This is a genomic window from Olleya sp. YS (genome assembly GCF_029760915.1).
Taxonomy (GTDB): Bacteria; Bacteroidota; Bacteroidia; order Flavobacteriales; family Flavobacteriaceae; genus Olleya.
Map to the genome: position 1 here is coordinate 1,502,934 of NZ_CP121685.1, position 23,337 is coordinate 1,526,270.

A 23,337-nucleotide genomic window follows, 5' to 3' on the forward strand; every position below is an offset into this window, starting at 1 on the left:
AATTGTATTTAGTTTTAAAATTTATATTTAAGTTGAAGTCCTAAATTTAGTCCTCGTTTATAATCTGTAACTCCTTTTCCGTTAGCAGAAACAACTAATATGTCTCCTTGATTTTGATCTTCTCTTACATATTGTATGGTTGGGTTTAAAAGGTTTTTTGCACTAAAATTAATTTCGAAATTATCGTTAATTGAATTTTTCCAAATAAAGTCTAATGTTGGTACGCCTTTTTCTACAATATTGCCTAAATCCCCAGAGCCCAATGCATCAATACGGTCAGAGAAATAAGAGAATACTAAATTTGCTACTGGTTTGTAGTTTTCAAAAGTAGGAGAGTAGCTAATATCTGCGTTTAATAATAAAGGTGAAGCACCTTGTAAATTATCTTCATTTCTATTAAATGCTAAATCAAAAGTTCCATCTATATTTTCATATAAATCTTGTTTAGTATTCATATATGTTGCATTAACACCAAATGATAAGTTGGTATTGTCATTTTCATCCACCAAAATATTCTTTCTTAATTCAACTTCAAATCCATAAATTGTTGCTTGATCTCCTGTTCTAACGTAGCGTTGTGTTCCTGTAGCGTCACCAACTACAACCAAGTTTATTGGATTATCTATTTGTTTGGTAAAAGCACCTACAGAAAATATTTCGCTTCTGGTAAAAAACCATTCATACTTTAAATCAATATTTAAGATATCTGAATAACCAAGTACATCAGGATTACCGCCTATTCTAGTTGAAACATCTTCATAAACAAAAGGAGCTATTTCTTTAAACTCTGGTGTTGATACTGTTTTGCTGGCTGAAAAACGTAGATTTTGATCTTCATTTAAAGCATATTTAATATTCAAACTTGGAAGTATAAATGTTTCATTGGAGCTTTTAGTGTCTATACCACTATTCCCTAAGTTAATCACATCATAAGAAATATTTTGTTCAAAACTCTCTACTCTCACTCCAGGTACAAATAACCATTTGTCTCCTGCTGTAATCTCAGCATCTAAATAACCAGCATAAATATTAAGTTTACCGTTATAAGTGTTTTCAAATAGTCCTGGTCTGTTCGTATTTGATAATGTTGGAAATGGTTTTAACACTTTAATTTCATAAATTCCGTTTGATTCGTCATTTAGATTCAAGTTTTCTAAATTGAAAACAGAATCAAAATTATTGACATCTGTAATCTGGTAATCACCATCTACAATATCATAACCATATCTAATGTTATTAAACTGTCTAGTTTTATGACGACCATTATATCCAAAATTTAATTTTAGATTTTCGTTGGCTTTGTAAGTAAGATTAATACGACCATTATATTCATCGTCTTCAATTTTTTGGAAATAACGTTGGTTATCAAAAACTACATTACTGTAAAATGTCGGGTTGGTATTAGGGTTATTATCCAACGCAAATTGATAGTTTTCTACGCTAAAACGCTTTCTGTCTGGTTGATCTGCAAACACTTTGTTATAACCAAAACCCCAATCTAATTCTAGTTTTCCAAATTTATGATTTCCAAGCAATTGATTTACAAACATTCTTGTTTGGTCAAACTGTCTATTTTGCTGATAAAAACCCTTATCTGTTTCAATTATAGCGTCTCTATTTCTACCTTGTCCATCGATACCAAAATAACCAACTTCATCAGAAGAGCTATTAATAAATACTGAATTAAAACTAATTCCGTTATCGCTATTAATTTTATAATTTAAATTCGCCATTGCTGTAGTGGTAGTAGAATATTCATATTCTTCAGCTACATCAAAAGCTTTTTTCTCTACAGTCGTAAAATCAACGTTTTTACCTTGTCTGTATTCGTATTTGTTTTCAAAACTTCCCGTTAAAAAGAAACTTAATCTAGAGCCATTTTCAAAATTAAAAGAGCTACCACCAGATGCTCCGTAAGAGACATTTATAGGTGTAGCAACAGTTTCTGGGTCTACACCATGAGACAAAACAACAGCAAATGGATTATGCTCATACCTTCCATAATAACCAAAATATCCAGTGCCTTCATTTCTAATAAAATTTTTGTCAATAGCATTGGTATTAAATCCTGTGCCAGAAAAAGCATCTATAAATGTTGCTCCTTTGTGTTCCTTAGATGTGACATCAACGTTACCAGCTGAAAAATCTCCATAAAATTGTGCTGCATATGCTTTACTTATTGACACATTTTGAATGACGTCTGAAGAGAATAAATTTAGGTCAATATTCTTTTTGTTAACATCATTAGATGGTAATGATAAACCATTCATTGTTGTGTTTAAATATCTATCACCTAAGCCTCTAACATACACATTGCTAGAGCCTTCTTGCTTAGAAACACCAGATATTTTAGCAACAGCTCCAGCTGCATCACTAACTCCTTTTCTAGATAATTCGTCAGCACCAATACTTTGCTTGATTTCTACAGCTTTTTTCTGTTCTAGCAAAAGTGCAGTTTCACTTTCGCGTTTAGTGGTAACTGTTTCTAATACGACTTCATCTAAAGCTGCAGCACTAGCCGACATAACAACATCCAAAGTAGTGGTTTGTCCAGATGTAACTGTAACAGGTAATCTTTGGGTTTGATAACCAACAAAACTAAATTCTATAGTGTAAGATCCTGCTTCTAAATCCGTAAAAGTATAAGAGCCTTCAAAATCAGATGTTGTTCCTGTTGATGTGCCTTGAATTAAAATATTGGCAAATGCTAAAGGTTCATTATTAAATTCTTTATCTGTTATTTTTCCAGAAATTGAGCCTGTTTGAGAATATACAACAACGCTAAATAGAGTAAAAAATAAGTAAGTAAGTTTTTTCATTTTGAACATTAAATTCTTGATGCAAAGAAACCCACATTTTGTAAAGTCAAGGTTAACTAGAGGTTAATACTTAATCACTAAAAAGTTAGCTAAAGGTTATGTAAATGAAGTGTTTTCTCAATTTTAGAAACATTTAGTTAACATTAAAAAATAAGTATTCATTAGTTTTCAAAATACTTATATTGCATCAGTTTAAATTATTACTATGAATTGGGAACAATTACTCTCTTTAAAGCGCTTTGGCGACACTAATAAAAGATTAAGACAAGAACAAGATGAGACACGTTTAGGCTTTGAGGTAGATTATGACAGAGTCATATTTTCTTCAGAGTTTAGAAGTCTACAAGATAAAACACAAGTTATCCCACTATCTCAAACAGACTTTGTACATACTAGGTTAACACATAGTTTAGAGGTTAGCGTTGTAGGAAGGTCTTTAGGAAGAAAAGTAGGTCAAAAAGTATTAGAGAAACATCCACATTTACAAGAAATACATGGGTATTTACCAAATGATTTTGGTGCTATTGTCGCTTCTGCAGCTTTAGCACATGATATAGGTAATCCTCCTTTTGGACATTCTGGTGAAAAGGCAATAGGGGAATTTTTCAAATCTGGAAAAGGCAAACAATACAAAGCAAACCTACTAGATAAAGAATATCAAGATTTATGCGATTTTGAAGGAAATGCTAACGGATTTAAAATTGTTACACAAAGTAGAGCAGGTCGTGAAGGTGGATTAAGACTTAGTTATGCAACACTTGGAGCCTTTACTAAATACCCAAAAGAGTCGTTGCCAAAAAAACCGACTAACAATATAGCAGATAAAAAGTATGGGTTTTTTCAATCAGAAAAAGAGGCTTTTATTGATTTAGCAAAAGAATTAGGTTTACAAAAGAGAGGAGATGCAAAAAATTTGAGTTTTTCTAGACATCCTCTTACTTTTTTAGTCGAAGCTGCAGATGATATCTGTTATACTATTATTGATTTTGAAGATGGAATCAATTTAGGATTAATCGAGGAAGAATATGCGCTAGAGTATTTAATAAACTTAGTTAGACAAACTATTAATACCAAAAAATATCATCAGTTAACCAATACTAAAGACAGAGTTAGTTATTTACGTGCTTTAGCCATTAATACATTAATTAATGAAGCTGTAGATATTTTTATGAAAAATGAAGAGGCAATTCTAGAAGGAAGTTTTAATATTAGTCTTTTAGATAAAAGTCAATATGAGGCACAGATTAATGACATCATTAAATTAAGTGTCGAAAAAGTCTACCAATCCAAAGAGGTAGTCGATAAAGAAATAGCAGGATATCAAGTGTTAAATGCCTTATTAGAAACGTATACCAAAGCAGTGAATAATACTTTTCAAGGTAATGCTTCAAATTATGACACACTAATTTTGAAAGGTTTGCCTACAATTTTAGACTTAGACTCAAGTAACTTATATGAAAGATTATTAAATGTATGTCATTATGTGTCCTCATTTTCAGATAGTGAAGCTATAATTCAATACAAAAAAATAAGAGGGTTTAGCTTTTAAACCTGACAAAAAAAACCCTTTTAACAAAATAATCATTGTAATAATGATAAAAACAATTATTTTTAAGGACTTAAAAAAAAATCAATGAAAAAGAAATTAGTATTACTCACTTCATGTGTGTTAATTTTTGTTGCGTTAATAACTATAAATTCAGCAGATAAAAATGTTATTGTTGTAAATCAAGACGTAAGAGAAACCCACAAAGCAAACTTAGAAAACAGCCCTTTTAAAGAGACCAAAAAATTAAGTAAGGCTGAAAGAAAAGCGCAAGGACTTCCACCTAATAAATTTTACGAACAAGAATGGGAGCTAACAATGAATCCTTCGTTAGGGCGACCAACCTTTGAAAATTTAAGAGAAATCCGTGCTGCTCAGGAATTAAAAAGACAAGCTTTTGAAGCAGCTAGAGTTCCAGGTGATGCAATAGATAATCCCTGGATTGAGAGAGGACCTAACAATGTAGGTGGTAGAACCAGAGCTATCATGTTTGATCCAAATGACTCTACAAACGAAACTGTGTTTGCAGGTGGTGTTAGTGGAGCATTATGGAAAAATACCAATATATCTAATCCAAATTCAACTTGGACTAGAGTTGATATACCAGAAAATTTAGCTGTAAGTTGTATAACTTACGATCCCAATAATACTAACATTTTTTATGTTGGAACAGGAGAGTCCTACGTTGGTGGAGATGTAAATGGAGATGGTGTATGGAAATCTGAAGATGGAGGTACAACATGGACCAATATTTTTGGAGGTATTTCAGGACCTACTACTTTTGAGTCTGCATCAGATATAACTATAAACTCACCAGCAAGTATTGCAGGAGACTATCTATCTTACCCTACAGTTGCATTTGGTTCAGAAATAACTTCAGTTATAACTGCTGATCTAATTTTGGCTAATGACTCTTCAAGTAGTAATCCCACATTAGGCTGTACAGCATTTGGTGCTGATGCAACTGGTAAAATAGCAGTTATAAGACGAGGGACTTGTAATTTTGATGATAAAGTTAGATATGCAGAAGATGCTGGAGCTTTAGGAGTTATTATGATGAATAATATTGCTGGAACTCCAATCCCTATGGGTGGAGACGATGAAACTATAACCATTCCTTCTGTAATGATTTCAAAAGCAGATGGAGATTTATTAGAGGCTGCATTAAACTCAGGTACAGTTAATGGCTCGTTAAATCCAGCTTCTGGTACATTTACAGGAAATTTAGTGCCAGGTATACAGTTTGTTAACGATATTAAAGTAAGAAATAATGGAGGTGTGTCCGAAGTGTATGTTGCAGCAGGAGACAGCTTTTACGGATCAGCAAATGCAACAACGTATTTAACTGGACCAGAGTTTGGATTATACAAATCTGTTGATGGTGGTGCCAATTGGAACGAAATAGGATTACCGTTAACTGCTGATAATAATAAACATTGCCCTAATGATATAGAGATTGGTGCAGACAATAATATTTGGGTATCAACTACTAATAGTGCTGTCTTTGGTGATGGAGGAGGAAAGATTTTTCGATCTGCCAATGGAAATGCTTTTAGTTTAGTAAGAACAGTTCCAGATGCTGATAGAACACAAATAGCAGTATCTTCATCCAATCCAGAGAAAGTTTTCGTGCTAGCAGAAGGTACAGCAAATCCAGTAGTAATGGAAAAGACTGAAAATGGGTTTGCAGGTAATACAGCAACAGCTATGGCATTGCCAAATGATGCCGATAACGGTATACCAGCAACAGACTTTACTAGAGGCCAGGCTTTCTATGATTTAGTTATAGAGGTTGACCCTAATAATGATCAAGTTATTTATGCAGGAGGAATAGACTTGTTTGATTCTTCAGATGGAGGTGCTTCATGGACTCAAATATCTAAATGGTCAAACAATAATAATCTTCTTGGATTAAATGTACCATTAGTACACGCAGATCAGCATGCATTAGTATTCGCTCCAGGATCTTCTTCAGTAATGGTATTTGGTAATGATGGAGGTGTCTATTATTCTAGTAATTCAGGTACATCAATTACATCAAGAGATACTGGCTTTAATACATCTCAATTTTATACTGTAGGTGTTGGACCGACAACAGCTTTCACAGGTGAGTTTTTTGCTGGTGGACTTCAAGATAACGGTACGCAGTTTGTACAAGATGGTAGTAGTACTCAAACATCTTCTTCAGTTGATATTTCTGGTGGTGATGGTGCTTATACCTTTTTTGATCAAGACGGTACAGATAGATATGTAATTACAAACTTTGTATATAATAGAAGTATAAGACTTTTAAATTTAGATACAAATTCATTTGTTACCATCAATAGTGAAACCACATCAAACGGAGCTTTTATAAACCCACAAGCACTAGATTCTAATTTGGATATTATCTATTCAAATTATTCTTCAGACGATTTTATAAGGGTAAGACGTTATTCAGGTATAAAGTCTGCAGGTACTGTAACTGCAACAAACTTAACAGATGTTAATCTTGATAGCAGACCTACAGCATTTACAGTGTCTCCATACACTACAACATCATCAACATTACTTGTTGGTACAGTGTTAGGAGATGTATTTAAAGTAGAAAATGCTGATACTACACCAGTGTGGACAGAATTAGAACTAAATAATATCATTGTTGGAAGTATCTCTGATGTCGAGTTTGGACAATCTGAAGATGAAATTTTTGTAACTATACATAACTATGGTGTGCAAAGTATTTGGTATACTAGTGATGGAGGAGCAAATTGGTTGCCTAAAGAAGGAGATTTACCTGATTTACCAGTTAAAACAATTCTTCAAAACCCTTTAAATTTAGATGAGGTTATCATTGGAACTGAATTAGGAGTTTGGTATACTAGTAATTTTTCTGACGCAAGCCCTAACTGGAACCAAGCCTTTAACGGTATGTCTAACGTTAAGGTATTAGATCTTGATTTAAGAGATGATAATATGGTGTTTGCAGCTACTTACGGTAGAGGTGTATTCTCTGGAATGTTCGATGCATTAGATCCTGATGGAGATGAGGATGGAGATGGTATAACTAATGATGTGGATAACTGTGTAAACACACCTAATGCAGACCAAGCAGATGCTGATGGAAACGGAATTGGTGATGCTTGTCAAGATACAGATGGTGACGGAATACTAGATATTAATGATAATTGTCCTACTCTAGCCAATGCAGATCAAGCAGATGCTGATGGAAACGGAATTGGAGATGCTTGTGAGGATTCTGATGGTGACGGTGTTTTTGATGCGACAGATAATTGTCCAGATACTCCAAATGCAGACCAAGCAGATGGTAATGGAAACGGAATTGGTGATGTTTGTGATACAAGTTATTTGGATGCAGATAATATCTCTCTAGAAGTAGTTTCAGAAACTTGTGAAGGTGAGAACAACGGTCAAATTATAGTCAATGTAAATGAGACTTTTGTGACTTACACTGCAACTGTAGTTGGTACTGGAGTTAATTTGACTGAGCAAATAACAACTAATACATTTCCTTTTGAAAATTTAGCGGTAGGATCCTACACGGTTTGTGTAGCTGTCAATGGTACATCTTACGAGCAGTGTTTTGAAATAAATATTGATGCTGCTGAGGTTATTGAATTAGAAATTGTAAATAATCCAGACAATAACAATGATGCATCTAATACAAGAACTGTAAACGTTAGTAGTGGTACTGCACCTTATACAGTTGTATTTAACAATCAAGTTATTAAAATAACAAGTACACCAATTTTTGATATTGAGTTAGATGGTTCCGGTGAATTAGAAATTAAAACGTCTAAAACATGTGAAGGAACTTTTAAAACTACAATAATCAATCAATTAGATATAACTGCTAGTCCAAATCCTGTTGTTGATATTCTTAAAATCACAATGCCAACAACTGTAACGCAAAATCAAATAGAGGTACAAGTATTTGATGTTAATGGTAAGCTAGTCCTAAATAAAAATTATACCAGATTTACTGCTAATTCTATCGAAGTACCATTTAGCAATTTAAATAAAGGTATGTACTTTGTTAAGTTAAATGTTGATGGACCTAAAGTTTTAAAAATTATAAAAAAATAAGACGATGATTAAGAAAATAAATTTATTACCAATACTATTTGCATGTATATTAATTACATCATGTGGAGGAAGTGATGATGGAGGAGGAGATGGCGGAAGCACACCACCTCCAACACCAAATACAGCACCAACAAGAGTAAGTACTCTTGTATACCCAACAGCTGATCTATTATGTATAGATAATACTATTAACTTTCAATGGTCTGCTTCATCAGATCCAGATGGTGATGCTATAACCTATACATTGAGAATAGCATTGGATAGAGATATGACAAACATTGTTGAGCAATTATCTGCAACAACTAATAGTAGATCAGTAACCCTTGAAACTGGAACTGCGTATTATTGGAATGTAATTGCTAAAGATGCAGAAGACGAAGCTGCGCCTTCACAGACGTATGCGTTTTATACCGAAGGAGATGGTGTGTCAAATTATACACCATTTACCGCAACTTTAAATGCACCTGCAATGGACGGTTTTGTAGATGCTGGAACAACTACACTAAGTTGGACTGGAGGAGATGCAGACGTAGGTGACACCTTAACTTACGATGTATATTTTGGTGATACCGCTAATCCAGCACTTTTACAGTCTGATGTATCTGCATCAACATTTGATGTCACTACAGTAGCTGCAACAACCTACTACTGGAGAATTGATACTAAAGACGATAGTGGAACAAAAAGTATAGGTCAAGTTTGGTCGTTTACAACAAACTAGACTTTTAAAAAACTTAATTTAAAATGACAGACTATTTTTTAGTCTGTCATTTTTTTTAGGAATACACTTAAACTTGTAGCGTCTAATTGAATAGATTGATGTAGTTCTTCAACCGTACCATGTTCTATAAATTGATCAGGAATACCTTTGATAACTAGCTTATTCTTATAGTTGTGTTCTGCTGAAAATTCTGCGATAGCACTTCCAAACCCACCTTTAATAGCAGCGTCTTCAATGGTGATAATAGTGTGATGTGTTTTAAATATATTATGAAGCATTGCCAGATCAAGAGGTTTAACAAAACGCATATCATAATGTGAAAATTCAGAATCATTTTCTAATAAATCTAATGCTTTAGAAACAGTTTTTGCCATGTTTCCAATAGATAAAATAGCAACTGCTTGTCCTTTTTTAAGTTGTTGACCAGTACCAATTTCTATTTTTGTAAAAGGTTGTTTCCAATCGATTGTAATTCCTCTTCCTCGTGGATATCTAATTGCAATTGGCTGTTTTAAGCCCAATTGCGCTGTATACATAATATTACGTAGTTCTGTTTCGTTTCTTGGAGAAAAAATAATAAGATTTGGTATGCAGCGTAAATACGCCAAATCAAAAACGCCATGATGCGTAGCACCATCTTGTCCAACCAATCCAGCGCGATCCAAATAAAAAATTACTGGTAAATTTTGAATAGCAACATCATGTATAACTTGATCGTAAGCACGCTGTAAAAATGTCGAGTAAATATTACAAAACGGGATTAATCCTTGAGTAGCTAATCCTGCTGCAAAAGTTACAGCGTGTTGCTCTGCAATACCAACATCAAAAGCGCGTTCTGGAATCTCTTCCATCATATATTTTAATGAGCTACCTGTTGGCATGGCTGGCGTTATTCCAATTATATTTTCGTTTTGTTTTGCTAACTCTACAATAGTATGTCCAAAAACATCTTGATATTTTGGTGCTTGAAGATTGGATTCAAACTTGGCTATTAACTCTCCTGTGTCTTTGTTGAATTTTCCTGGTGCATGATAAGTGACTTGCTGTTCTTCCGCTTGACGCAACCCTTTACCCTTAGTGGTAATAACATGTAAAAATTTTGGACCTGTTATAGTTTTAAGTCTATTTAATTCTTGGATAATTAATGGTAAATTATGTCCATCAATAGGTCCTGAATAATCAAAATTTAAAGCCTCAAAAATATTGTCTTGTTTTTCAGTACCTTTTTTAACGTTAGTCAAGTATTGTTTTAAAGCACCGACGCTTGGGTCAATACCAATTGCATTATCGTTTAAAATCACTAACAGGTTAGCATCTGTAACGCCAGCATGATTTAAGCCTTCAAAAGCCATTCCGCTAGCAATAGAGGCATCACCAATAACTGCTATATGTTGTGTGCTTAAGTCGCCTTTTAATTGACTAGCAATAGCCATACCTAAAGCAGCAGAGATAGATGTTGAGGAGTGTCCTACACCAAAAGTGTCAAAAATACTCTCATCTCTTTTAGGAAAACCGCTTAAACCTCCAAATTGTCTATTTGTTTCAAAGTTATCTTTACGACCTGTTAAAATTTTATGTCCATAAGCTTGATGTCCTACATCCCAAACTAACTGGTCTTTGGGTGTATCAAATACATAATGTAATGCAATGGTGAGCTCTACTACACCAAGACTTGCACCAAGATGACCTTCTTTAGTGGCAACAATGTTGATTATAAAGTCACGTAATTCTTGCGCAAGTATAGGTAAATCCTCTTGTTTTAAAAGACGAAGTTGTTCTGGAGAATTTATATGTTTTAAAAACTGTTTTTGCACTTAACAAAAGTACAAGTTTTTATTATTCTTCTACATTAAATATTATAGGTAAAGTATATAATACAGCAACAGATTTTCCATCATGCTTGGCGGAAATAAATTCTGGAAGTTTTTCAAGTACTCGTTTAGCTTCTATTTCTAGTGATTTGTGAGCAGCTTTAATATTTTTGATTATAACAGAACCAGTTGTATCAATTTCAAAATTGATGTAAACACGTTGCTTACCTTTTAATCCTAATTGTTTAGTCTTAGAAATATCAAAATTAGCTTTAATAAATTCAGCTAGTTTATTCTGAAAATAGGCCTTTTCGTCTTGCTTTGATAAATTTTGAGGTGTATCTATAAATTTAGGGAAATCATCTACATAGCTAAAAAGAAAAGGTTCAGTGTGTCTATTTTTTTCAAATGAGATATCACCTTCAATAATATCTATAGGCTTATTTACATTTACTGAATGCGTTTTAACAGGATTAGAAATTGTAGCAACTTCTCCTGTGGTAATAGTATTAGTAATTATTAGCCCATCTAAAGCAGGAATAGGTGGTTGTGATATTTTTTTAGGTGTTTTACACTCTGTTTTTTTATAATTAACAGTATCAATATTAGGTGGTGCAATTTTACCCAATATATCAAATACTTGGTTATTTGTAGTGTCAATAACTTCTATGCTATCAATTTTTTTTGGTTTACCGTTATTTGTAGAGCAGCTAAACAAAGACGTTCCCATCACAATTAAAACTGCTAAAAAGAAAGATTTATAAACACTATGATTTTGTTGAATTAAACCTAACGGAATTCTAAGATTAATCGAATCTAATTGTGATTGCTTAATATGTCCACAAATACGTTGGTCTTTATTTTCAATTAAAAAATCCTGAATTTGATAAGTATCCATTTTTGTAAAATCGACAACTGTTTTATTGCAGGCGCTACAAAAGCGACCTTTTTCTTTTGGTGTCATCGTGTCCCAACCCTCGTGACAGGGTTTTGGTATTTTAATAGAATAATAGCTAGCCATATTATTTATCTTTTTTATTAAGCATCAAAAGTCTTGCCGAATAATATGTTTACAAAACAAAAAAGGAAACATCTTAATTAAGATATTTCCTTTTTAATTGATTAGGTTTTAATAAACTATTATTCCATTCCCATTGCTTTTGCAACATCAGGACAGGTTGCCTTAACTAAATTTTGCATTTTTTCACCATGAGCAATTTTCTCTTCGTTAGTCATTGCATCTTCCTTCTTTTTCATTTCACCATCTGGATCAACACAAGTTGTGAAGTCATCCATAGCTTTTTTATAAGCTTGAAGATCTATAGATGCTGGATCTTCTTTCATCTGTTTCATCATAGGTGTTATATCTTCTGAACAGTCACAAAAACGTTTAGCAGCTTCCTCTTCTGGTGTTCCAGCGCAAGACACTAAAGCTAAAGTCATACTTGCTAATAATAATTTTATTTTCATTTATTATATTTTTATTAATATTAAAATTAGAACTTATAAAGCGTTAACTATTTATCCATTCCCATTGCTTCTACAATATCTGGACAAGATGTATTTACTAGACTTTGCATTCTTTCGGCATAGGCTTTACGATCTTCAGGTGACATAGCGTCTTCCTTTTTTTTAAGTTCACCACCTGGATCAGCACAGTCTTTAAATTCTGTTAGGGCTTTATTGTATGCTTCCATATCCATCTTTTCAGGGTTTTCTTTCATTTTAGTAATTACTGTTGTAAAGTCACCAGCACAATCACAGAAGCGTTTTGCTGCATCCTCTTCTGTTGATTCATTACAAGAAAGTAATACTAAAGCAATTGCTGTAAAAAGTATTTTGGTTTTCATTTTTTATTTTTTAGTGAAAATCAAATATATGATTTTCCTTTTTATTTGTATGTTTGAGATTATGATAAATCCATACGACGACAAATACTTTATGCAAAAAGCACTTCAAGAGGCTGAAGAAGCTTTTGATAAAGGTGAAATCCCAGTAGGAGCTGTAATTGTTATCCAAGATAGAATTATTGCCAGAGCACACAATTTAACCGAATTACTAAATGACGTTACTGCGCATGCCGAGATGCAAGCTATAACTGCTGCTGCTAATTTTTTAGGTGGAAAATATCTAAAAGATTGTACGCTATACGTGACTTTAGAGCCTTGCCAAATGTGTGCTGGAGCGTTGTATTGGAGTCAGATTTCTAAGATTGTTTATGCAGCAAGAGATGAAGCACGTGGTTGCATTAATTTAAAAACTACTTTACATCCAAAGACAACTATTGAAGGTGGCGTTTTAGAAGAGGAGGCCTCTAAATTATTGAAGCGATTTTTTATAGAAAAACGTAATTTAAATTAAAGCTTACGCGTATCGCCTTCTTTTTGACGCATCTCTTCTAGCTTTTCTTTAGTTAGCATATACTCTTTAGCATCTCTATTTTTCCATCTGTGATAAGAAAATAAAGGAATAACAACAAAAAATAAACCTACAACACCAAAGCCAATTAGTTTTTGGGAATAGTCAACCTCTAAAGTATAACCGCAAATTATACTGGTTACTGATGCAATAAAAGCAAGTACAATAATATATCTCATAGTATAAATTTAAGTTGTAGTATAATTAATTAATTGTCTTCTGTATGCTGTTAGTAATTTAGATTTGGATACAAATCCAATATACTTATCGTCTTTTATAACTGGTAAATTCCAAGCATTTGAATCTTGAAATTTTGTCATCACAGCTTTCATAGAATCATTTTTGTAATCAATAATATCTGGTGGGTTATGCATTAAATCGCTTACAAAAGTTGTATCGTAAAGCAATTGGTTAAACATGATTTCTCTGACATCATCTAACAAAATAATACCTACAAGCGCTTTATCTTCATTAACTACTGGAAATAAATTTCGTGTTGATTTTGCTACACCTTTATGTAACATATCACCAAGAGTCATCGTTGGTTTTAATTTTATAAAATTAGTTTCAATCACACTATCTAAAGACATTAAAGTCAGTACACTTTGATCTTTATTATGCGTTAGTAATTCACCTTTTAGAGCTAATTCTTTAGTGTAAATAGTAAAATCTATAGCATTCTTTTTTATAATGAATGACATAGACACTGCAATCATTAAGGGTATAAACAATTCGTAACCACCAGTAATTTCAGCGATTAAGAAAATAGCAGTTAAAGGTGCATGAAGTACACCAGCAATTAAACCAGCCATACCAATTAATGTGAAATTAGTTTCGGAGACATTAAAACCTAAACCCAAATTATTAATAATTTTAGCAACCACGTTACCTAAAGCGCTACCCATTACCATGGTAGGAATAAAAATCCCACCAGCTCCTCCAGCAGCAAAGGTTGTGGTCATTGCTATGGCTTTAAAAATTGTAATCCCAATAAGTAATCCAATAATCACCCAAATATTATCTTTTAAATGGTCAAAAGGTGTTGTGCCCAAAGCAGTTAAATGGTCACCAGCTAACAGACTATTAATAAACCCAAAACCTTCACCATAAAGTGGCGGAATAAAATATAACATCACACCAATTGCTAAACCACCAATAATTAGTTTGATGAGTCGCGATCTAAAACGTTCAAAAAACTTTAAAATGAAAAAGTACATTTTAGTAAAATATATAGATGCAAAGCCAGTTCCAATACCTAAAACAACATAAAATAAAGTGTCTTTAATTTCAAACTTATCCGAAAAATTAAAGTTGAATAATAAGTCGTCACCTAAAAAGAAATAGGAGGTTAATACAGAAGATACCGAAGCTATTAATAATGGTAATAACGACGCAAAAGTTAAATCTAAACTAAACACTTCTACTGCAAAAATGATGGCGGCAATAGGCGATTTAAATATTGATGATATCGCTCCAGCAGCAGCACAGCCTATTAATAAGGTTCTGGTTTGTTGATTAACATGAAATAGCTTGCCTAAATTTGAACTTATAGCAGATCCTGAAGCAACAGCTGGTCCAAGCAATCCAACAGATCCACCAAAACCAACCGTTAATGGTGCTGTGATTAACGGAATGTAAATTTTAGAACGTTCTATTAATCCGCTACGTTTTGAAAGCTTAAATAAAATAGAAGGAATAGCATGCTCCACATTTTTTTTAGTGATATATTTTACAAATAAGTATACCAAAAACAACCCAATAACTGGAAGTATAAAATAGACTTGGTTTTTAGAAAACACTGCTAAATTGTCTAAAGTACCTTCTATAGTAAAGGTTATATTTCTTAATGTTACTGCAGCTAAACCAGCCAATAAACCAACAAGTCCACTTAACATGTAAGTGAAGTTTTTTTCAGAGATGTGTTTTAATCTCCAAATAAAAAACCGTTTTAGAAGTGGTTGTTTAGGCATAAATTAAATGTACCAAAAAATCCTGCAATTTGCAGGATTTTTGTTGTTATGATTATAAATCTAATTTTAAATTTAATTCTTTTAATTGTTCATCATCAATTGGCGCAGGAGCGTCAATCATAACATCACGTCCAGAATTATTTTTTGGGAAAGCAATAAAGTCTCTAATAGTTTCTTGTCCACCAAGTATGGCAACTAATCTGTCTAATCCAAACGCTAATCCACCATGTGGAGGCGCACCATACTCAAACGCATCCATTAAAAATCCAAATTGCGCTCTGGCTTCTGCTTCACTAAACCCTAAATGTTTCAACATAATAGCTTGTGTTGCTTTATCGTGTATACGTATAGATCCACCACCTATTTCATTTCCGTTAAGAACTAAATCGTAAGCATTAGCTTTTACTTCTCCTGGTCTTGTGTCTAGTAATTCAATCTGACCTGGTTTTGGAGAGGTAAATGGATGGTGCATCGCATGGTAATGTCCTGTCTCTTCGTCAAGTTCTAATAATGGGAAATCCATTACCCATATTGGTGCAAATACTTTAGGGTCACGTAAGCCTAAACGCTCTGCCAATTCCATGCGTAATGCACTAAGTTGTACACGTACTTTATTAGTGTCTCCAGATAATACACAAATTAAGTCACCAGGTTTAGCACCAGTAACTTCTGCCCATTTTGCTAAATCGTCTTGATCGTAAAACTTATCTACAGAAGATTTGTAGGTGCCATCATCATTAACACGACAATAAACCATACCTAAAGCGCCAACTTGTGGACGTTTTACCCAGTCTATTAATTTATCAATTTCTTTTCTGGTATATGTATTTCCGCCAGGAACTGCAATACCAACAACTAATTCGGCATTATTAAATACCCCAAAATCTTTGTGTTGTGCCACCTCGTTTAGCTCGCCAAACTCCATTCCAAATCTGATGTCTGGTTTATCGTTTCCGTATAAACGCATCGCATCGTCATATAACATTCTTGGGAATTTTTCGACTTCAACTCCATTAACTTCTTTAAGTAAATGACGTGTCAAGCCTTCAAAAATATTTAAGATGTCTTCTTGCTCTACAAATGCCATTTCGCAGTCTATTTGTGTAAATTCTGGCTGTCTGTCTGCACGTAAATCTTCATCTCTAAAACACTTAACAATCTGAAAGTATTTATCCATACCACCAACCATTAGCAATTGCTTAAAGGTTTGTGGTGATTGTGGTAAGGCATAAAATTGACCTTCGTTCATACGAGAAGGAACTACAAAATCTCTTGCACCTTCTGGTGTCGATTTGATTAAGTAAGGTGTCTCTACTTCTATAAACCCTTCATTAGATAAGAAGTTTCTAACCTCTTGAGTCACTTTTGCTCTAAAAATGAGATTATTTTTTACTGGATTACGTCTAATATCTAAATAACGATATTTCATACGTAATTCTTCACCACCATCGGTATCATCTTCAATAGTAAAAGGAGGTAATAACGCTTGGTTCAAAACAGTTAGTTCTTTAACTAAAACTTCAACCTCTCCTGTTGGGATATTTTTGTTTTTAGATTCACGCTCAATAACAGTTCCTTTAATTTGAATGACAAACTCACGACCAAGCTTTTGTGCTTGTTCCATCATAGCTTTTGGTGTGCGTTCTTCGTCAAAAATAAGTTGAGTAATTCCGTAACGATCACGAAGATCGACCCAAATCATAAATCCTTTATCTCTTGATTTTTGAACCCAACCTGAAAGGGTAACTTCTGTATTGATGTGTGACGCTCTTAGCTCTCCACAAGTATGACTTCTGTACATAATCTATTTTTAGAAGTGCAAATTTAATATTTATATTTTGACTGCCATTTTTTAACAGCATAAAAAAAGCCTCAATGTTAATTGAGGCTTTTAATTATTATTCTGCAGCGATTAATTTGTCTTCTTCTAAAATGTTTTCAACTTTAGAAAACTTTTTACGCATCCACATCTTTAATTGCATGGCTAGGTAAAATAATACTGGGACAACAATTAGTGTCAAGAAGGTAGCGACAAATAAACCATAAATTACGGTCCATGCTAATGGTCCCCAGAAAATTACATTATCTCCACCCATGTAAATATTTGCATCAAACTCACTAAATAGAGAAAAGAAATTAATGTTTAATCCAATAGCTAACGGTATTAAACCTAATATAGTTGTAATTGCAGTTAATAATACAGGACGTAAACGTGCTTTTCCAGCTTTTATAATTTGTGCTAATAATTCTTCTTTTGGAAGATAGTCTTCGACATCTAAATCTAAATCGTTTTTCTTTCTGTCTATCAATAATTGGGCATAGTCTAAAAGAACCACTCCGTTGTTTACTACTATTCCTGCAAGTGATATAATTCCCATCATGGTCATTAAAATCACAAAAGAAGCTCCAGTAATTACTATACCACCAAATACTCCAATTAAACTTAAAAAGATGGCTAACATAATGATGGTAGGTTTTGATAACGAATTAAATTGAAAGATTAAGATTAAGAAAATTAATCCTAAACCAGTAAAGAATGCTCCCATTAAGAATGCTTGCTCTTTGTTTTGTTCTTCAATTTGTCCTGTGTAATCAAATTTGACTCCTTTTGGTAACTCGGCAAAATTTTTCATTTCGTTTTTAATCTGATTCACAACAGCTCCAGCATCAACATATCCAGGTGCTAATCCAGAATAAACGGTTACCACACGCTTGGTTTGTTTATGTTTAATAGCACTAAATCCAGAGTTGTTTTTTTGTTTTGCAACTGTAGACACAGGTATTTCTTTAATTTGCCCAGACGCCATATCCCTAAAGATAATTTTCTGATTAAATAGTGCACTTTGATTGTAGCGTAAATCTTCATTAAATCTAACGTAGATATCGTAGTCATCTCCATCTTCTTTGTAAACTCCTGCTTTTGCACCAAATAACGAGTTACGTAATTGTTGTCCAACTTGTCCTGTGCTAACGCCTAATTCTCCTGCTTTTTCACGGTCAACAATTACTTGCATTGCAGGTTTGTCTTTGTTGACATCTATTTTAAGCTCGTCTATTGCAGCAATGTTTTTAGAATTAATATACTCTCGCATATCTTCTGCAAGATTTATTAGGGTGTTGTAGTCGTCACCTTCAATTTCAATATTTATTGGTGCTCCAATTGGTGGTCCATTTGCATCTTTTTCTACAGATATTAACACACCAGGATATAAACCAGTTAAGCTTTCTTGTACTTTTTGACGAAGCACTTCACTATCTTTTCCTTTTCGGAATTTATACTCTGTCATAGACGCAGTAATCTTTCCTTTATGAGGCATTTTATCTGAAGAACCACCATCTGTTTGAGGGTTTCCAGCACCTTCACCAACTTGAGATACTGCGCTTTCTACTAAAAAGTTTTTACCATTTTCTACATATTCTGGATCGTTTAGTATGCTAAATACTTTTTGTTCTATCTCCTTAGTAATCGTATTTGTTTTGTCAATATCTGTACCTTGAGGATATTCTATATAGACTATAATCTGGTTAGGTTTGTTATCTGGGAAAAATTCGATTTTAGTACGTTGGGTGGCAACAGATGCTCCAAATACACCAAATGCAACAAATAATAAGATGATTGTTCCAATAGTAATAAGTTGAGGTCTCCAACCTTTTAATGCAGATGAAAGTGAGTTTTCATAAAAATTCTCAAGCCTTACCAGCGTTTTATTTTGAAAATTATTTGCTGCTTTTCTTAGTATTAATCGGTATACCCAAAGTAGTATAGCTGTAAATACCATAACAGTTCCTAAACCTCTATAATCACCACCAAAAATGGCTATAATTAGACCAATACCTCCAATTATGGAAGATATCATGATAATTCTGTTTAAAGGCATATCCTTGTCTTCAGTTGTCATAAATTGAGAGACTAAAACTGAATTAAAAAAGATAGCAACAATTAAAGAAGACCCTAAAACAACAGATAATGTTATAGGAAAATAAATCATAAATTGTCCCATTAATCCTGGCCATAATCCTAACGGAATAAAAGCAGCAACTGTAGTAGCTGTAGAAATTATAATTGGGAAAGCGATCTCTCCAATTCCTTTTTTAGCAGCTTCTTTACGCGACATGCCTTCTTCATCCATTAAACGATAAACGTTTTCTACAACTACAATACCATTGTCTACTAGCATACCAAGACCCATAATTAACCCAAACAAAATCATAGTATTCATAGTGTATCCGAAAGCATCTAATATCATTAATGACATAAACATAGACATCGGAATTGCAAAACCAACAAATAAGGCGTTTTTAAATCCTAAAAAGAACATTAGAACTGTTACGACTAGTATAATACCAAAAATGATATTGTTTACTAAATCGTCAACTTGTCCAATAGTTTTTGAGGACTGATCGTTAGTGATCGTGATTTTAAGATTGGTAGGGAATACTTCTGCTTTTGCTTTTGCGACGATATCTTCTACTTTTTCTGCAGCAGTTACCATATTTTTACCAGATCGTTTTTTAACATCTAGCATTACTACTGGTTCGCCTTTTCCTGTTTCAGGATTAAACTCTCTGGCGTAAGTTGTTTTGTCTTTGGGTTTAAATGTGATTGTAGCAATGTCTTTTAAATAGATTGGATTATTGTTTTCTGACTTAACCACAAAATTTTCTAAATCTTCAGGCTGATCAATTTCGCCCAAAATTCTAATGGTACGACGTTGTCCACTTGTAATAAAATTACCAGCAGACATTGTTGTGTTACCATTACCAATTGCGCTAATAACATCTTGAAAATTTACCTTAGATGCCATCATTTTAAAGATGTCTACTGCAACTTCGACTTCTTTTTCTTGAGCTCCACGAATATCTACCTTTTTAATTTCGTCTAAATCTTCGATTTCGTCTTCAAGGTATTCTCCAAATTCTTTTAATCTTTCAACTGGGTAATCACCAGAAATATTAATATTTAGAATTGGTATTTCTTCAGACATACTCAATTCAAAAATATTAGGTTCTACTTTAGCATTGTTAAAGGTTGGCCAATCTTCACTAGAGGTTTCAGAATCAATTTCATCTTTAACCTTTTGCTTTGCAGCCTCCACAGTGATGCCTTCATCAAACTCTACAATAACCATAGAAAAGTCTTCCTGAGAGGTTGATGTTATTTCTTTTACATTACTAACATTTTTCAGTTTATCTTCAATAGGATCCGTAATCAGTTTTTCGATATCTTCTGCAGTATTTCCGGGAAATAAAGAGCTAACATAAATTTTGGTTTCTTTTATTTCTGGAAAACTCTCTCTAGGCATACTAAAATAAGCCGAACTACCTAAAAATAAAATTAAAATAATAGCCACATACATTGTGGTTTTATTGTTAATTGCCCAAGTGGATAAACCAAATTCTTTATCGACTTTCTTTTTGTGTTTTTTCTTAATCATTAGTCAATTGTTTTGTTGGTTATTTTGACTGTCTGTTCATCTTTAACACTTCTTGCACCTTCCTTAATGATCTCCATATCTGGTTTTAGACCAGAAATAATTTCAATGTTATCACCTTGTGTTTTACCAGTTTCAATAATAATTTGTTCTGCAACAGCTTTGTCTTCTTTTTTATCTTTTAAGATATAGATGTATTGTTCTCCATTTGCGTTTTCTGAGATAACGCTTTGCGGAATTAAGATGGCTTCCTCATTGGTGTAGTCGTTAATTTTTAGCCTAGCGGTTAGATTAGGTTTAATACTTTTATCCTTATTTGGTACAGCTATTTCAATTTTAAATGTACGATTAGCAGGATTAATAAAATTTCCTGTTTGTCTAACTTTTGCATTTAAGGTTTTTCCTAATACAGGAAACTCAACCATAACATCTTTACCTTCTGTAATATCTGTTATGTAACGCTCTGGAACGTCTGTTTCTATATACATATCGCTTAAGTTAACAATACGCATTAAAGGGGTTTGTCCAGGAGCAACTACACTACCTTGTTCTGTGATAACGTCGTCAATAACTCCAGAAAAAGGTGCTCTAACATTAGCTTTTGCTAATTGTTGGTCAATCTGATTAATTCCTTTTTGTAAGGCCTCGTACTGTGATTTTGCTTGTAAATATTGTATTTCGCTACCTATTTTTTGATCCCATAAACGCTTTTGACGCTCAAAAGTAGTTTTGGCTAAATCTGCTTGAATTTGTAATTGTGCTTTTTGTTGTCCCATACCACCATCATCAACAGTGGCTAATAATTGTCCTCTACTTACTTTTTGACCTTCTTTTACATATACACGTTGTAGTATTCCACCCATTTCTGGTGTGATGACTAAGTTTTGTTTGGTTTCAACACCTCCTTGAAGCTCTAGATAATGCTGAAAAGTTTCAGCTTTAGATGTAATTGTTGTTATTAATGGTACATTTCTGTCTGGATTTATGTCTTCTAGCTTTTCATCTAATTGCTTAATCTGATTAGCAATCTCTTGTTGTTTTGTTACTAATTCTTCTTTTTTCGATTGGATAACTTTAGCATCTCCAGTAGCAATTAAATCTTCTATGGATTGCTCCTTGTTGCCTGAACATGAGGATATTATAAGCGATAGTGCAATAAGTTTATATATGTTTTTCATTTTAAAATGGATTAAAAGTTGGTAGTTTTATTTGTAATGGTTTCTAGAGCTGCTTTGGTATTTATAACATTAAGCATAGCTTGTAAAAATTCTTGTTGTGCGCTGTAAAGTTGCGTTTGAGCTTGTCTTAATTCAAAACTAGAGCCTACACCTTCAAAAAATTTAGTTTGATTTTTTTGTTCTATTCGTTCGGCTAAGTTTAAGTTTAGTTTTTTGTTCTCGTATTCTTCAATTGCAAATTTAAAATCACTTTTTGCAGTTTCTATCTGAAGATTAAGCATTTGCTCTGTGTCTGTTAAGTTTTCTTCTGCGATTTCTAAATTAATTTTAGCACGTTGCGTAGAAGCACTTCGCATCCCAGAACTAAAAATTGGCACACTTAAATTAACACCAACTAAAGATGATCCGAACCATTTGGTATTATTGTCAAAAAATACAAACTGGTTATCAAAAGCGCTATAGCCACCATTAATAAAAGCACTTAGGCTAGGTAACGCTTTGCTTTTTTCAAGTTTAACCATTAGCTCTTTGGCTTTTTTATCGTTTTCTGCAATTCTGAAATCTATTGTATTTTTGACGTCTGTACTATCATCAGTTGTATCTAAAATGATGTTTTTTACAGTTAATGTTTCTAAACTGTCAGTAAGAATGATTGAAGAATTAAAATCTAATCCTAATACCACACTTAGCATTTGATAAGCTATAGTTTTAAGACGTTTAACATTGTTTAGTTGACTGTTTACATTGGATAATGTGATTTGTAGTTGTTCTACGCTTTCCAGTTCTTCGAAACCATTTTCATAGATTTTGGTTACTTCGTCTAAGTTTTTTTGTAAAACGGTTTTGTTACGTTCTAATATTAGAATGTTTTCTTCAATAAGTAAAACGTTACCATAAGCATTAATAACAGCTTGTCTAACCTCTAAATCTGTTTTTTCTTTAGCATTTTTAGAAATTTCTAAAAACACTTTTGCAGATTGTAAACCTACTAAATATGAACCATCAAATAAAAGTTGGCTTAAAGTTGCAGTAGCAGTCGCATTTTGTTTGGTACCAAAAATGACTTCTGCAAATTCACCTTGATTACCTCCAAAAAATTCTGCGGGAATTACTGATACTTGCTGTTTTAAGAAATTTTGGTAGTTAATTTCGGCATTAATTTGGGGTAAACCAGTAGCTGTGGTTTCCCATTTTTGTTGTTTAGCTGCATCAATAGTTCTGGATGCATTTTTTGCTTGTCTATTGTTTTCTAATGCATAATCAATTGCTTCTTGCAAGCTAAACGATAGTGGTTGTTCTTGTGCAAACAAAAATGAACCGAGCATTAAAAATAAGAGTAATGAAAAATGTTTCATT

15 protein-coding genes are annotated in these 23,337 nt (G+C 33.1%); 4 read left to right on the forward strand and 11 right to left on the reverse strand.

Annotation, left to right across the window (positions count from 1 at the left end):
• Positions 1-14: 14 nt before the first annotated feature.
• The gene (locus tag Ollyesu_RS06840; protein ID WP_279300493.1) at positions 15-2,819 is read right to left on the reverse strand and encodes a TonB-dependent receptor; all 2,805 of its coding nucleotides are present in this window, start codon (positions 2,817-2,819) and stop codon (positions 15-17) included.
• 205 nt (positions 2,820-3,024) lie between these two features.
• Here Ollyesu_RS06840 and dgt point away from each other — a divergent pair, with 205 nt between their 5' ends.
• The 3 genes from dgt (at position 3,025) to Ollyesu_RS06855 (ending at position 9,172) form a co-directional block, all read left to right on the forward strand.
• Entirely contained in the window at positions 3,025-4,368 is a 1,344-nt protein-coding gene (gene dgt, locus Ollyesu_RS06845) for a dGTP triphosphohydrolase (protein ID WP_279300494.1), read from the forward strand.
• An 84-nt stretch (positions 4,369-4,452) separates the two neighbouring features.
• Positions 4,453-8,451 (forward strand): thrombospondin type 3 repeat-containing protein, encoded by a 3,999-nt coding sequence (locus tag Ollyesu_RS06850; protein ID WP_279300495.1) that lies wholly within the window; start codon positions 4,453-4,455, stop codon positions 8,449-8,451.
• Between the two features lie 4 nt (positions 8,452-8,455).
• Positions 8,456-9,172, forward strand: coding sequence for a hypothetical protein (locus Ollyesu_RS06855; RefSeq protein WP_279300496.1), 717 nt, complete (start codon positions 8,456-8,458; stop codon positions 9,170-9,172).
• A 38-nt stretch (positions 9,173-9,210) separates the two neighbouring features.
• Here Ollyesu_RS06855 and dxs read toward each other — a convergent pair whose 3' ends face one another.
• From dxs to Ollyesu_RS06875, 4 genes are all read right to left on the reverse strand, one after another.
• On the reverse strand, positions 9,211-10,986 hold the full coding sequence (gene dxs / locus Ollyesu_RS06860; RefSeq protein WP_279300497.1) for a 1-deoxy-D-xylulose-5-phosphate synthase: 1,776 nt from the start codon (positions 10,984-10,986) through the stop codon (positions 9,211-9,213).
• 22 nt (positions 10,987-11,008) lie between these two features.
• Positions 11,009-12,004 carry a hypothetical protein gene (locus Ollyesu_RS06865; RefSeq protein ID WP_279300498.1) on the reverse strand — a complete coding sequence of 332 codons (996 nt, stop codon included), beginning with the start codon at positions 12,002-12,004 and terminating at the stop codon, positions 11,009-11,011.
• A gap of 119 nt (positions 12,005-12,123) precedes the next feature.
• Positions 12,124-12,453, reverse strand: a complete 330-nt coding sequence (locus Ollyesu_RS06870) for a hypothetical protein (RefSeq protein WP_279300499.1) — start codon at positions 12,451-12,453, stop codon at positions 12,124-12,126.
• 47 nt (positions 12,454-12,500) lie between these two features.
• The gene (locus Ollyesu_RS06875; RefSeq protein WP_279300500.1) at positions 12,501-12,833 is read right to left on the reverse strand and encodes a hypothetical protein; all 333 of its coding nucleotides are present in this window, start codon (positions 12,831-12,833) and stop codon (positions 12,501-12,503) included.
• 61 nt (positions 12,834-12,894) lie between these two features.
• Between Ollyesu_RS06875 and Ollyesu_RS06880 the strand changes: the two genes are divergently transcribed.
• Positions 12,895-13,344, forward strand: a complete 450-nt coding sequence (locus Ollyesu_RS06880) for a nucleoside deaminase (RefSeq protein ID WP_279300501.1) — start codon at positions 12,895-12,897, stop codon at positions 13,342-13,344.
• Here the strand turns inward: Ollyesu_RS06880 and Ollyesu_RS06885 are convergent.
• From Ollyesu_RS06885 to Ollyesu_RS06910, 6 genes are all read right to left on the reverse strand, one after another.
• The gene (locus Ollyesu_RS06885) at positions 13,341-13,580 is read right to left on the reverse strand and encodes a hypothetical protein (RefSeq protein WP_279300502.1); all 240 of its coding nucleotides are present in this window, start codon (positions 13,578-13,580) and stop codon (positions 13,341-13,343) included. The two genes, Ollyesu_RS06880 and Ollyesu_RS06885, sit on opposite strands and share 4 nt — an antisense overlap.
• 9 nt (positions 13,581-13,589) lie before the next feature.
• Positions 13,590-15,371, reverse strand: a complete 1,782-nt coding sequence (locus tag Ollyesu_RS06890) for a chloride channel protein (RefSeq protein WP_279300503.1) — start codon at positions 15,369-15,371, stop codon at positions 13,590-13,592.
• Positions 15,372-15,423: 52 nt separating this feature from the next.
• The gene (gene aspS, locus Ollyesu_RS06895) at positions 15,424-17,172 is read right to left on the reverse strand and encodes an aspartate--tRNA ligase (protein ID WP_279300504.1); all 1,749 of its coding nucleotides are present in this window, start codon (positions 17,170-17,172) and stop codon (positions 15,424-15,426) included.
• A 97-nt stretch (positions 17,173-17,269) separates the two neighbouring features.
• A complete protein-coding gene (locus Ollyesu_RS06900) occupies positions 17,270-20,806 on the reverse strand; it encodes an efflux RND transporter permease subunit (RefSeq protein WP_279300505.1) in 3,537 nt (1,178 codons plus the stop codon).
• On the reverse strand, positions 20,806-21,981 hold the full coding sequence (locus tag Ollyesu_RS06905) for an efflux RND transporter periplasmic adaptor subunit (protein WP_279300506.1): 1,176 nt from the start codon (positions 21,979-21,981) through the stop codon (positions 20,806-20,808). Before Ollyesu_RS06905 ends, Ollyesu_RS06900 begins: the two co-directional genes overlap by 1 nt.
• Before the next feature lie 11 nt (positions 21,982-21,992).
• Complete coding sequence (locus tag Ollyesu_RS06910) at positions 21,993-23,306, reverse strand: TolC family protein (protein WP_279300507.1); 1,314 nt, start codon at positions 23,304-23,306, stop codon at positions 21,993-21,995.
• Between the last annotated feature and the right edge of the window lie 31 nt (positions 23,307-23,337).

Excerpts from the sequence above, each read along its gene's own strand:
- Ollyesu_RS06840 (WP_279300493.1), bottom strand. The coding sequence starts at position 2,819 with ATGAAAAAACTTACTTACTTATTTTTTACTCTATTTAGCGTTGTTGTA.
- dgt (WP_279300494.1), top strand. The coding sequence starts at position 3,025 with ATGAATTGGGAACAATTACTCTCTTTAAAGCGCTTTGGCGACACTAAT.
- Ollyesu_RS06850 (WP_279300495.1), top strand. The coding sequence starts at position 4,453 with ATGAAAAAGAAATTAGTATTACTCACTTCATGTGTGTTAATTTTTGTT.
- Ollyesu_RS06855 (WP_279300496.1), top strand. The coding sequence starts at position 8,456 with ATGATTAAGAAAATAAATTTATTACCAATACTATTTGCATGTATATTA.
- Ollyesu_RS06865 (WP_279300498.1), bottom strand. The coding sequence starts at position 12,004 with ATGGCTAGCTATTATTCTATTAAAATACCAAAACCCTGTCACGAGGGT.
- Ollyesu_RS06870 (WP_279300499.1), bottom strand. The coding sequence starts at position 12,453 with ATGAAAATAAAATTATTATTAGCAAGTATGACTTTAGCTTTAGTGTCT.
- Ollyesu_RS06875 (WP_279300500.1), bottom strand. The coding sequence starts at position 12,833 with ATGAAAACCAAAATACTTTTTACAGCAATTGCTTTAGTATTACTTTCT.
- Ollyesu_RS06880 (WP_279300501.1), top strand. The coding sequence starts at position 12,895 with ATGATAAATCCATACGACGACAAATACTTTATGCAAAAAGCACTTCAA.
- Ollyesu_RS06885 (WP_279300502.1), bottom strand. The coding sequence starts at position 13,580 with ATGAGATATATTATTGTACTTGCTTTTATTGCATCAGTAACCAGTATA.
- Ollyesu_RS06890 (WP_279300503.1), bottom strand. The coding sequence starts at position 15,371 with ATGCCTAAACAACCACTTCTAAAACGGTTTTTTATTTGGAGATTAAAA.
- aspS (WP_279300504.1), bottom strand. The coding sequence starts at position 17,172 with ATGTACAGAAGTCATACTTGTGGAGAGCTAAGAGCGTCACACATCAAT.
- Ollyesu_RS06900 (WP_279300505.1), bottom strand. The coding sequence starts at position 20,806 with ATGATTAAGAAAAAACACAAAAAGAAAGTCGATAAAGAATTTGGTTTA.
- Ollyesu_RS06905 (WP_279300506.1), bottom strand. The coding sequence starts at position 21,981 with ATGAAAAACATATATAAACTTATTGCACTATCGCTTATAATATCCTCA.
- Ollyesu_RS06910 (WP_279300507.1), bottom strand. The coding sequence starts at position 23,306 with ATGCTCGGTTCATTTTTGTTTGCACAAGAACAACCACTATCGTTTAGC.